Here is a 12308-nt window from a genome sequence, read left to right on the forward strand (position 1 = left end):
ACGCGGCGCGCCACCGCCACCGCGCGGACCGCCCGCGCCGCCCGGCGGCCGCGGACCGGTGGAGGAGCCGCTGACATAACCCGCCGAACCCGGCGCGGCACTCTTGACCGCGACAGCCTTGGTGCCCATCGCACCCAAAGCGCCCACCGCGAGCAAGGTTCCACCGGTCGCGGTCAGACCGGAACCACCACTACCGACGATCGCGACCGCGGGCGTGACCAGTCGCATCAGCGCGGGCAGCACGAACGCGACACTGCACAGCAGCACGATGGCGACCAGCATCCGTTGCGCCTGTTCACCTTCGGGCAGCCCGCCGGTATCGGTGAGCGAATCCACATGGCCCGCAGTGGTGAACGCGATCATGTAGACGATGGCGGCCACCGGCTTCCAGAGCATGAAAGCGATGATCCAGCCGATCAGCTTCTGATAGGACTGCTTACCGACATTCATCCCGGACGCGGCCGCCGCCAACGGCAGCACACCCGCCGCGATCAGCAGCAGACCCTGACGGACGATGGCGAGCACGATCTGCGCGAGCGCGCCCAGCAATCCAACAATCGCGATGATCAGCACCAGACCTGGCGAAAATGCCTGCAGCTTACTGGTTTTCACCATCAGCTCGGCCAGGTCCTTGGCATTGCCATTGGTCGAATCGTTGATGATCCACTCGGAGAAGCGATCCGAGGCCTGGGTGCCCGCGACGATGACGGCGCCGAGCATCCAGGAGCTGAAAACCACCCGGGCGAACATGCGGAACGATTCGGCCGCCTCGTTCATCGCGGCGCCGCGTCTGGCCTCGGCCAGTCTGGCGCCGGACAGGATCACCGAGGCTATCAGCAGCAATATCTGCGCTTGATAGGTGTAATCGTTGATCTTCACGAACAACGAACCGTTATCGCTGGCCGCCTCATTGGGAACCTTCATCCAGAAGGTCAGCGCGAGGATGATGGCCTCGCCGAGGCCGTTCATCAGCGAATCGACGACCTTGCCGAAGGTCGAATCCCAGGCCTTGTCCTTGACCGCGTTCGCGGCGCTGCCCGGGTGCGAGGCGGCGTTGCCCGCCTTGCACGCGGCCGACGCGGCATCACCAAGGGAGAAGCCAGGCAGGCCGACGTTGTCGAGAGTGTCGTGCAATTCGTTGCACGTCTCGTCGAATCCGTAACCCTGGCCGTAGGCCACCGTCGGTGTCGCGATCATGACAGTGAAGATGACCGCGAGAATCGTGACAACTCGCCTCACCATTTTGTCCACCCATCGATCGAGTCGATCGTCTCGAGCGGTTGTGCATCACTCGTGGACGACTTGAGTCTCCAACCACCATCACGCCAGAGCACATTCAGTCTCATGGCCACCCAACTGCGCCCGCCGTGCAGGAAATCACGGGTCTTGCGGGCGATACGTACCACAGCGAAATCGTCACCATAGCTTTCGATTCGGAATGCGTCGGAAGCGAACAACAACGGTTTGATGTTGTCGGGTAGTTCGTTCGGAATCTTGCCGTCGGCGATCTTTCGGTCGCGCTCGGCCTGCTCCTGTGCGGACAGGATCACCAGCTGCTGCCACAGGGCCCGATCGGTCGGGCGTGCCGCGGTGCGCCAGTAGATCTGCTCGGCCGCGAGTGCGGCGCCCTGCGGGGTCTTGGTGAATCCCAGCGGAATGTCATTGTCGATTCGAATGGGTCCGTCGGTGGTCGAGAACGGGATCACCGGACCTCCGTACACCCGCTGCCATCCGCCCTGCTGACCCGTACCGCCCGGCGCACCAGACTGCCAGTCGGAATCGGTGGGCTTGCGCGGTGTGACGGACTCCGAAAGCGGTTGTCCGGCAGGGTTGTTCGGGATATCGAAGCGATGACCGAACGAATCCACATCCGAGCCGCTGAATCCGGCCGCTCCGGCGGTCGACGAGGCGCTGGCAGGCACACTTTCCGAGTTCGTGCCGGTCTTCGAAACCTGGTCGCCCCCGGCGGCGTTATCGCGCATCGCGACCACGGTCACGGCGACCGCGACGGCCACCGCGAGCAACGCGCCGACGCCGAGCATCGCGACCGGCGAACGTTTGTGTGCCGGACCGGATCCGGGGCCCATGGTCACCATTTGGTCCACCCGTTCAGCGATTCGGCGTATTCGGTCTGAGTGTTGTTGGAGGTGGCGGGCTTGAGCCGCCAGTCCCCCGCGTCCCACACCATGACCAGTCGCAGGGCTGCCCACAGTTGCTTGCCGTCGACCACGGGACCGCGAGTAGCCAGCTGAATGATCGCCAGATCATCGGCATAGTTCTCCACCTTGAACGCGTCCGAGGCGACGAAGTAGCGAGTTACCTTCTCCGGCTGCTGTTCCGGCAGTTTGTCCTGGGACAGGGCCTTGTCGTAGGCGGCGATCTGCTGGGCCGAGACGCGCACCTGGCGGACGTAGAGGTCGCGGTCGGCGGGGCGGGCGTTGAGGCGGTAGGTGATCTGGGCCGCCGCGAGCACCGCGCCCTGCGGGGTGTGCGAATAGCCGACGGCCAGACCGTCTTCGATGCGGGTGGGTCCGTCGGAGGTGGAGAACGGGACCGACGCGCCGTAGACCCGCTGCCAGCCGCGCGGTGCGGTGGTCCCTTCGGGTGCGGCGGTCAGCCAGTCCGGGTCGGACGGTTTGCGCTGGCGGGACGGATCCTGCGGAAGTGGTTGTCCGGCAGGGTTGTTCGGGATGTCGACGCGCCTGCCGAGGATGTCGACCTCGGGCGTCGCGAAGCCGTCCGCGCCAGAACCCGCTGCGGCGGTAGCCTTTTCGCCGCTCGAACCCGAGCTGTCCCGGCCGAGGTACACGAATATGCCCACGACAATGATGAGCACCACCACGGCCGCGGACGCGATGACACCGAAGGAGACGCGATCGCGCGCGTACGACTCCTTCTCACTCACTTCGGTGCCTCCAATTTCACTATGTCCGTGGGCAATTCGTCGACCGACTCGATGGGACGAGCGGTGGCGTCCGGGTCGGGCAGCCGTAACCTCCAGTCGTTGCCGAACCACTCGACGGTGGTGTGGTTCACCGCCTTCGAGTTGTCGGAATACTCGGTATAGACGTCGACGGCGGATACCGCCTCGGTGTAGCTGGTGATTCGGTAACCGAGCAGTCTGGGCGCGTAATCGGGCGACGCCGGGCCGGTGACCGAGAGCTGCAGCCGGTTCACCGACCATTCGTCTCTGGCTCGGTTCGGCACCACCTCGAGGCGCACGATATCGGCCCACTGGCTGTCGGCGGCTATCGACAATCGCACCGTGTGGACGATCGCGGCCAGCGCCGCACCGGTCGGCGAATGCTCGAAACCCGTTGCGGCGCCGTCGGCGACCTTCTTGGGTCCCTGTTCGGCCGAAGGGAGTGCGACACCCTGGAAAGGCTGCCAGCGCACCTGGGTCGGCGCGGCCGACAGGTTCGGGCCGGAATCGCCGTCCCCGCCGCCGCAGCCGACCGCCGCCAGCAGCAGGGCGGCACCGAACGCACCGGCCGCGGGCGTGCGGATGCGCCGCCGCCGCGCGATGAGGTGCTTTCGTGGATGCTGCCTCGGCGCTGCCGTTTCGCGCGACCTGCGAGCAGTCGCCAGCGGTGTCGAATTCATCCCAGGGCCGTACCCATCCCCGTTCACGTCGGCAGGAACGCCAACGCGATCCCCGACGCCGTGCTCGCCACCGCCGCCCCGAGCAGACTCATCAATACGCCGTGCGAGGCGTCGTTCATCGCCAGATCGCTCCGGAACGCGATCCACAGGCGGCCCGCGGAGACGATCATCCACGCCAGGCACACCAGCAGCACGAACCAGAGCAACCAGTTCAGCAGCTGCATCAGCGGTTGCAGCACTTCGGCGGGCATCTGCTTGTAGGCGAGCAGTTCCGCCGCCGACATTCGCACGGTGGACATGGCGGACATCAGGTTCCGATGACCGCGTTCATGATGGTGCCCGCGCTGGTCGCGACCACGCCACCGATCATGGCTCCGGCCACCATCTTCGGCGATTCGAGCCCACCGCCGGTCCACTTCTCCCACGCGAACTTGCCGCCCGCGTAGGTGATTCCGCAGATGCCGGAGAGCAATACGAACCAGGTGAGGTACCGGACCAGCTGCAGGATCTTCTCCGAGCCGGGAGGCGCCTCCGGCGTCGGGTTACCGACCTGAGCCAGGACAGTGCCGTACGTGTCCTGCACGGCGAGGAGAATCATGCTCATCGGCTGCCTTTCTGGGTAGCAGTGGTGGTCAACGGTCCGGTCCGGCGGTCAGTGCGATGTTCATCGGTGGTCCTCCTCGAAAGATCCACTGCTGTCCAGGTTTTCGCGTACCACCGCAACGATATCGGCACCGAGTTCCCGAACTTCGAGCGGAACTTCCTCGAGCGGATCGATCCTTTTCTTCTTCTGCGGAATCTCGTCGCCCGGAGTCCAGATGGGCAGCTTCTCCGGTTCGACCAGGATCCATTCCTCGTACCACGGGAGCTGCCACACCTGGCCGGCCAGCGAGCCGACGACGTCACGGTAGCGGCGGATTTCGGCGGGCAGGCGACCGGGGCGGGCGGCGACGGTGATCAGCCCGAGCACCTCACACGATCCGGCGAAACCCGAATGATGTTGGCGCAGAAGGTCATGCGCGCGAGTGAGCCCGGCGATCGTCTCTCTGGCCACCAGGACGACGAAGGGTGATTCGCGGTCGAAGACGCCGGGCCAGCGGCGGCCCGAATCCGCCGCGGGCGCAAGCACATGCGCGAGGGTACTGGCTCCGGCACCGCCGTGCACGCCTAGCAGCCACCACAGCGGCGCCCGGCCGACGCCGGGTACGGGACGGTCCCAAATGGGCGCGCGACGGGACTCCGGTGGGGCGACCACACCGGCTTGGGCGGCTTCGGACTGACGGCGAAGTTTCATGGCGGCCGTCATGATGCCACTCCGGCGAGCAGCCGCCCATAAGCCCGGCGCGTCTCGGCAGCCAGCGACGCGTGGCGCACGAGTTCACCACGCGCCAAATGCGAATCGTAGGGAATCTCCCTGATGTCACGAACCCAGCCGGACAGATGCTCACGCAAATGATCGGCAACATGCGAGTCCGCGCCCGGCATCTGGTGTGAGACAACGATTGTGGTATCGCCGACGATGCCGGCGCCCTGCCCCTCGGCCGAGTCGCCGAACTGGTCGTCGAGCCATTCCAGGGTCACCCGCAGCCGATTCGCCGCATCGGCGCGCGCCGGAATGGCAAGCACCAGAGCGACATCCGCGTCGTCGAGCAGTGGTCGCAGCTGCCGTCCGGCAATCGGGTTGCCACCGTCGTAGACCGCGGTGTACCCGGCGTCATAGACGGCCCGCGAGACTGTGAGGTACGTGGCACGCCGACGCAGCGGCGCGGCGTCGCGCCACAGCAGTCCGATGCCCGAACTCGCCTGCGACAGACACTCCTTCAGCGGCGCGGGTTCGTCGTTGCCGCGGCCGTACAACCACGACTGCAGACTGATCGGATGCAGGTGCTCATCGGCCCCGCGCAGCGCCAGATCGCTACCCGCCGCGGTCGCGTCCACCGCCACCGTCGGCGTACCCGCCATACCCAGTTCACCCGCCAAGCCCAGCACCGTGGTTGTCGTTCCCGCACCGCCACAGCCACCGACCACCAGAATCGAGCGCTGCGCCGGTTCCGCGGACTCGGTCTCACCGCGCTTGCCACGCCGCAGTCGCACCACCGGAGCCTTCGAAGGCGCGTGCCGGCTCGACGGATCACCCTCCTCGGGTGCCTCATCGAGCCAGCGGCTCCAGTCGTCTCCCATCGCTATCAGCTCTCCCTAACTATCCGGCCGCAATGCCCGTGATGAGCGTGCGGCCGCCGACCACCGCAGTGGTGACGGTCTGCTTGTTGTACGTGGCGGGCGCGCCGCCGGGCCGATACTCGGTAACCTCGACCGAATACCTGTCCTCGGTGATGGTCTGGATCCGCACGCAGTGCGTGGTGCCCACCGGGATGGTGTCGATGCCGTGCTGGATCACCGCCGCGGGCGAGATATTCGAATCCGGTGCGACAACGGCCCGCACCCGCTCGCCGGAGCGTTCCACGTAATAGGCGTACTGGAACGCCAGGATCGCGTCCGGGCCGGATTCGGTGCCACCGGGTTCGGCGCTGCGCACGATGCGGTCGGCGCGTTCGGTCGGGCAATCGGCGATACCCCGGGATTGGACGCTGCCCGCGGTGAACTGCATCGAGGGCACGACCGGTGCGGCGGCGCCGTGATCACCTGCGGAACGCAGGAGATAGATCGCGCCCGCGGCGGCACCGGCCAGCAGCAGCACGGCCACGATGAGCACGACGACCACCCGGGCCCGACGCGAGGTCGGGTGATTGCGCGCCTCCTGGCGCAGGGCCCGCGTCTCGCGTACCGACCGCCCGGCTCGATCGTGGTCGTATTCGTCTTCGGGCCACGGGAACTGTACAAGTTCGCCATCGCCCGGACCGGTGTAGTCGTCATCGGGGCCGGGAGCGTGCCCGGCCACCCAATCCGACCAGCCACCGGTGAATTCGCTGCGATTGGAGGCCAAGTCGGCCGGAACCTCATTGCGCGCGCGCACGTCGTCGGGATCCTCTTCGCGAATGTAGTGCGGATACCGGGCGGGGCCGTCCTCGTCGCCGGGGGTCTGCAAGTCCGCCTCGTCGCACTGTGGCGGCGTCACCACGCTCGCCTCCGGCTCCAGCGCGCCGTACCAGCGCGACAGCTGTTTGTACGACTTCAACATTCCCCCATTCCCGCAGAGTGAGGCACGTGCATCATCGGACCCTCTCGGCGATCAGTTCGTGGAGAACGGGTAGGTGTTGTTCAGGGTGCCGGGTACCACGGTGGGCGGAGTCGACGTCGCGCCGCCGGATGAGGCGCCATTGGCTCCTGTCCCGAACGGAAATTGTCCCGTACCGGACGAATTCGGCGTAGTCGACGCGCCGGAACTTTCTCCGAAGAATCCGGTGGTCGATTTGGTGCCGCCACCGATAGGCACAGCTCCGCGGCCGAATTTATCGGCCAGATCGCGTGCCACCGCGGCGAACCAGTCCGCGACGAATCGGGTGGGCGCCTCCCCGGCTGCGGTGACCGCTGCCGTGCTGTAGGCGCCGTGGCGCTGCACGGTATCCCAGTACCGCACCCAGGTCGTCGCATTGAGCAGTTCGCTGTTATCGGTGATGTTCTGTACGACCGCGTCGAAGGCCTGGGTGACCAGCCGGACGCCGGTAGTCGGCGGCACCAGTTGGGTCACCGCGCCCAGCAATTTCGTGCCGAGCAGCAGGATTCCGGACACCGGATCGGAGAGGCCAGCGGTGGCCAGTTGGGTGATGGTCGCCGGATTGATCACCGTCTTGACCACCGTCACGACCGCGTTCATACCGATCATGCCGACCTTCAGCAGCGCCCGCAGCGCCGCGGGGGCATCGAGCGGGGTCCGCGGGTCGGCGGCGTCGGCGAGACGCTGCGAAATCGACTTCTTCGGCGAAATGGACAGATTCGCCAGTGAGTTGCCTTGGACGTCCTCGTTGGCGACCGTGGTCGCGGTCTTGATCGAGGTGAATGCCAGCGCCTGCGCGATCGAAACCAGGGAGGCGATCGGGTCGCCGCCGCTCAACTTGGCCTGGCCCGCGATGCTGGCTACCGCCTTGAGGATCGGCGCGCCCTCCGGTGCGTCGCACGCGAGATCGCCTGCGGCACAGAAACTGGCGACGCGGCCGGTCAGCGCGGCGAAGTTGACGGCCTTATCGCGTTCGGGTCCGATACCGCCGCCGCTGGCGGGCTGCTGCGGCATTGCCACAATGGACGCGATCTGATCGCCGGAGGTGCCCGGTGCGGGATCCGGTGTCGCCTTGCCCGGCGAACCCGGAAACAGCGGCGCGCCCGGATTGCGAGTCGGATCGGCGAACAACGCGACCGCGGCGACCTTCTCGGGCGGTATCACGCCCTGGCCCTGGCCGACCTCCTGGGCGAACATCGAGGCCACGTGCGCGCCTTGCGAATAGCCGACGATCGCGAAACGGGTCTCGGCGCAGCGGTCCGCGACATCCTTGGCCATCGAACGCAGCCGCACCAATCCGCCGATCACCGACTGCGCGTACGGCACCGCGCCACCGGCGGTCGCGCCGCCGAAGCCGGATTCGTAAGGGACATAGGCCCGATCGACCAGTCCTGGCTGGGATGCCTTGGCCAGCATGGGCATAAAGACGGTGGAGAGCATGCCGGTATCGGTGGTCGGCGCGGCATCCGGCGACGATTCTCCGGTGCCCTGAATCCCCAACGCGTACAGTGCCGGACAGGTACCGATGGCGACATTCGTTGTCGGGCCGGCGGGATCGGACGGTGCCGCGACGGCGGTGCCTGCGGTCGCCACAGCTACGGCGAATGCGACCAGCATCCCCGAGATCCGTGCCGTGTAGTTCATCATAGCGATCCGCAATCAATCCGTGTGGCCGCAACTAACCCAAACGCCATGAAACGCAATAGACCGTAACAGATTCCGGCTCCTACTGCGGCTTCGACGAAAAGTTTGCGCGAACCGCCGCGGGCAGACGGCAGTTCCCCGCACGACACCATGGATTTTGCGACAAGTTTCCGATAGCGGAAATCGCCCGGCAATCCGCACGCGATCCTGCGGAGAGCCGAATCATCAACGTGGACTTCACATTCCGGCGAATCTCGGAACCGCGCACAGCGACCACCACGACGTACGGGTACGCCGGGTTCGGCTTCCGCCGATGTTCAGCGAGCTTGACCAGGGTCGATCAGGTGGCCGAGGTCACCCGGTAGACGTCGTAGACGCCCTCCACGTTGCGCACCACATTCAGCAGGTGGCCCAGGTGTTTCGGATCGCCCATCTCGAAGGTGAACTTGCTGATCGCGACCCGGTCGCCGTGTGTGGCCACCGAGGCGGACAGGATATTGACCTTCTCGTCTGCGAGCACCTTGGTCACATCCGAGAGCAGCCGAGTGCGATCCAGGGCCTCGATCTGGATGGCCACCAGGAACACCGAGGACGGCGACGGCGCCCATTCCACCTCGATGATGCGTTCGGCCTGTTCCCGCAGCGAGCCGGCATTGGTGCAGTCGGTGCGATGCACGCTGACCGCGCCGCCACGGGTCACGAAGCCCATGATCTCGTCGCCGGGCACCGGGGTGCAGCACTTGGCCAGCTTGGCGACCGTGCCGGGCGCGCCCGGAATCAGCACGCCCGCATCGCCGGTGACGCGCTGACGGGCCGGGGTGGTCGACGGGGTGGAGCGCTCGGCGAGTTCGTTCTCCACATCGCCGATGCCGCCGAGTTGGGCCATCAACCGCTGCACGACGTGATGCGCGGAGACTTGGTGCTCGCCGACGGCGGTGTAGAGCGTGGAGATGTCGGTGTAGTGCAGTTCGTGCGCGACCGCGGTCATCGCGTCCACGCTCATCAACCGCTGCAGGGGCAGCCCGACGCGGCGGACCTCCTTGGAGATCTGCTCCTTACCGCTTTCCAGGGCCTCCTCGCGGCGCTCCTTGGCGAACCACTGCCGGATCTTGGCCTTGGCGCGCGGGGAGACCACGAAGTTCTGCCAGTCGCGGCTGGGTCCGGCATTCTGCGCCTTCGAGGTGAATACCTCGACGACTTCACCGTTTTCGAGCTGGCGTTCCAATGCGACCAGGCGGCCGTTGACTCGCGCGCCGATGCAGCGGTGGCCGACCTCGGTGTGCACCGCGTAGGCGAAATCGACCGGAGTCGACTTCTGCGGCAACGTGATCACATCACCCTTCGGGGTGAATACGAAGATCTCCGGCGACTTCAGGTCGAAGCGCAGCGACTCCAGGAACTCCGCCGGGTCCGCGGCCTCGCGCTGCCAGTCGAGGAGTTGACGCATCCACGCCATATCGTCGACTTCGGTGGAGTCGTTGGAATGCTTGCCGCGGGTCTCCTTGTAGCGCCAGTGCGCGGCGATGCCGAATTCGGCGGTGCGGTGCATGTCCTGGGTGCGGATCTGCACTTCCAGGGGCTTGCCGTCCGGACCGACGACGGTGGTGTGCAGCGACTGGTAGACGCCGTAACGGGGCTGGGCGATGTAGTCCTTGAAGCGGCCCGCCATCGGCTGCCACAGCGAATGCACGACGCCGACCGCCGCGTAGCAGTCGCGGACCTCGTCGCACAGGATGCGGATGCCGACCAGGTCGTGGATATCGTCGAAGTCCTTACCCTTGACGATCATCTTCTGGTAGATCGACCAGTAGTGCTTGGGGCGGCCCTCGACGATCGCGTTGATCCGCGACGCCGCGAGGGTGTTGACGATCTCCGCGCGCACCCGGGCCAGGTAGGTGTCGCGCGAGGGCGCCCGGTCGGCGACCAGTCGCACGATCTCGTCGTACTTCTTCGGGTGCAGAATCGCGAACGCGAGGTCCTCGAGTTCCCATTTGACGGTGGCCATGCCCAGCCGGTGCGCCAGCGGCGCGATCACCTCGAGGGTTTCCTTGGCCTTCTTCGCCTGCTTCTCCGGCGGCAGGAAACGCATGGTGCGCATGTTGTGCAGACGGTCGGCCACCTTGATCACCAGCACGCGCGGGTCGCGCGCCATCGCGATGATCATCTTGCGGATGGTCTCGGCCTCGGCGGCGGCGCCCAGGTTGACCTTGTCCAGTTTGGTGACGCCGTCGACCAGATGCGCGACCTCGGAGCCGAAATCCTGGGTCAGCTGCTCGAGTGAGTAGCCGGTGTCCTCCACGGTGTCGTGCAGCAGCGCCGCGACCAACGTGGTGGTATCCATCCCGAGTTCGGCCAGGATATTGGCGACCGCGAGCGGGTGGGTGATGTAGGGGTCACCGGATTTGCGGAACTGGTGCGCGTGGCGCTCGTCGGCGACGTCGAAGGCACGCTGGAGCAGGTTGAGGTTCGCCTTCGGGTACAGCTCGCGGTGCACACTGGCCAATGGCTCGAGCACCGGTTTGACCGCCGCGATACCGCGCTGACCGGTCATGCGGCGGGCCAGGCGGGCCCGCACGCGCCGGGATGCGGAGGTCGGGACGGCGGCCGTGGTCCCGGGCTGGCGTGCCGGTGCGGAATTGCCGCTCACCTGCGGTTTCGACGTCGATACAGCCGGGGTGGCCGCACCATTCGTCTGCGGGGCGCCTGCCGATTGCTCGACATTCGCCTCGCCAAGATGCTGAGTCATGCCACCACCTCTCCACGCCGCGATCGGACCACCCTATCCGACCGCTGCAACCGCCCAGAACACAACTTTAGTCCGAGCGCAGGTCACGCGTCCGGTCCGAGGTTGCCGAGTCGCCGACGACCCCGGAAACGCCAACGTGTGAGGTGCGGAAAAAGCTGCCCTATCGGCTGGTGAAGGGTTCGACCGGCTGGCGGATGCGGGACTGGCCGTCGAAGTCCGGATCGAGCGGGGCGTGGAAGATATCGAGCACGGTGGGGGTGATATCGACCAGGGAGAAGCTGGAGCTGGTGGCGCCCGCGATGAAGTTCGGGCCGCGGGCGATGACGAAACTGGATGTCTCGTCGGGGGTTTGGCCGCCGTGTCCACCCCTGGGCCGGTGACCGTGGTCGGTGGTGACCAGGATGGTCCAGCGTTCGGCGGGGTTGGTGCGGGCGCGGGTGTCGACGGCGGCGACTATGCGGCCGACCAGGGCGTCGATGCGCGTGACGGCGTCGCGGTATTCGCTGGACGCGCCGCCGTGGCGGTGGCCGGCGCGGTCGACCTGGTCGAGGTGGGTGAAGAGGAAATCGGGTGCGTATTTGGTGATGGCGGTGACGACGCTGTCGGCGGTGGCGGCATCGGTGTCGATCTCGGCGTCGTCACCGGGGACGGGCGCAGTGGAGATGACGACGTCGGCGCGGGGGTTACCGCTGCCCGCCATGGTGGCGATCTGATCCCAGGTGGCGATGGACTGTGTCTTCAGGGTCGGATCGCAGCGTTCGAGCCGGGTGAAGATCGTCGGATATTTCGCGAACGGCGTGGCGTCGAAGTTGTTGTCGGTGATGCCGTGTTTGCTGCCCCAGACACCGGTGAGCACGGTGGCCCAGGACGGACCGGAGATGCTGACGTGCGGAGCGATGGAGGCGCGGCCGAGGGTGCCTTCGGCGCTGAGCCGCAACAGGTTCGGTGCGCGCACCTCCTCGATCTTGCGGTACATCAGGCCGTCGAGTCCGATGAGGACGACCTTGTCGGCTTGGGTGACGGCCTGCGCGCGGCCGGCGGCGAGGACGGTCGAAACGGCCGCTACGGCAACGGCACTGGAGAACAGTTGCCTGCGGGCGAGGGACGTGATGGCTACGGTTCGCTCGCTCATATCCGCCA

Annotated in this window: 12 protein-coding genes; all 12 read right to left on the reverse strand. The window is 66.5% G+C overall.

Annotated elements, in window-relative coordinates; all coding sequences use genetic code 11:
• A partial coding sequence (locus tag ACHQ4I_RS39790; RefSeq protein WP_420777092.1) for a hypothetical protein occupies positions 1 to 1242 on the reverse strand: 1242 nt, incomplete at its 3' end.
• Entirely contained in the window at positions 1236 to 2096 is an 861-nt protein-coding gene (locus ACHQ4I_RS39795; protein WP_420777093.1) for a DUF8175 domain-containg protein, read from the reverse strand. The genes ACHQ4I_RS39795 and ACHQ4I_RS39790, both read right to left, overlap by 7 nt.
• Positions 2090 to 2905, reverse strand: coding sequence for a DUF8175 domain-containg protein (locus ACHQ4I_RS39800; RefSeq protein ID WP_420777094.1), 816 nt, complete (start codon positions 2903 to 2905; stop codon positions 2090 to 2092). The genes ACHQ4I_RS39795 and ACHQ4I_RS39800 overlap by 7 nt, the downstream gene beginning before the upstream one ends.
• Entirely contained in the window at positions 2902 to 3603 is a 702-nt protein-coding gene (locus ACHQ4I_RS39805; protein ID WP_420777095.1) for a DUF8175 domain-containg protein, read from the reverse strand. The genes ACHQ4I_RS39800 and ACHQ4I_RS39805 overlap by 4 nt, the downstream gene beginning before the upstream one ends.
• 23 nt (positions 3604 to 3626) lie before the next feature.
• Positions 3627 to 3902, reverse strand: a complete 276-nt coding sequence (locus ACHQ4I_RS39810; RefSeq protein WP_354950750.1) for a hypothetical protein — start codon at positions 3900 to 3902, stop codon at positions 3627 to 3629.
• An 8-nt stretch (positions 3903 to 3910) separates the two neighbouring features.
• The gene (locus ACHQ4I_RS39815) at positions 3911 to 4207 is read right to left on the reverse strand and encodes a hypothetical protein (protein WP_040692318.1); all 297 of its coding nucleotides are present in this window, start codon (positions 4205 to 4207) and stop codon (positions 3911 to 3913) included.
• 60 nt (positions 4208 to 4267) lie between these two features.
• A complete protein-coding gene (locus ACHQ4I_RS39820) occupies positions 4268 to 4909 on the reverse strand; it encodes a DUF6668 family protein (protein ID WP_420777096.1) in 642 nt (213 codons plus the stop codon).
• The gene (locus ACHQ4I_RS39825; RefSeq protein WP_420777097.1) at positions 4906 to 5784 is read right to left on the reverse strand and encodes a MinD/ParA family ATP-binding protein; all 879 of its coding nucleotides are present in this window, start codon (positions 5782 to 5784) and stop codon (positions 4906 to 4908) included. The genes ACHQ4I_RS39820 and ACHQ4I_RS39825 overlap by 4 nt, the downstream gene beginning before the upstream one ends.
• Before the next feature lie 19 nt (positions 5785 to 5803).
• Positions 5804 to 6742 carry a DUF8176 domain-containing protein gene (locus ACHQ4I_RS39830; RefSeq protein WP_420777098.1) on the reverse strand — a complete coding sequence of 313 codons (939 nt, stop codon included), beginning with the start codon at positions 6740 to 6742 and terminating at the stop codon, positions 5804 to 5806.
• A 51-nt stretch (positions 6743 to 6793) separates the two neighbouring features.
• Positions 6794 to 8422 (reverse strand): cutinase family protein, encoded by a 1629-nt coding sequence (locus ACHQ4I_RS39835; protein WP_420777099.1) that lies wholly within the window; start codon positions 8420 to 8422, stop codon positions 6794 to 6796.
• A 340-nt stretch (positions 8423 to 8762) separates the two neighbouring features.
• A complete protein-coding gene (locus tag ACHQ4I_RS39840; protein WP_420777100.1) occupies positions 8763 to 11168 on the reverse strand; it encodes a RelA/SpoT family protein in 2406 nt (801 codons plus the stop codon).
• A gap of 160 nt (positions 11169 to 11328) precedes the next feature.
• Complete coding sequence (locus ACHQ4I_RS39845) at positions 11329 to 12300, reverse strand: alkaline phosphatase family protein (protein ID WP_420777101.1); 972 nt, start codon at positions 12298 to 12300, stop codon at positions 11329 to 11331.
• Positions 12301 to 12308: the final 8 nt, after the last annotated feature.

It is taken from the genome of Nocardia nepalensis, from assembly GCF_048910785.1.
In the GTDB taxonomy this organism is placed as follows: Bacteria; Actinomycetota; Actinomycetes; order Mycobacteriales; family Mycobacteriaceae; genus Nocardia; species Nocardia nepalensis.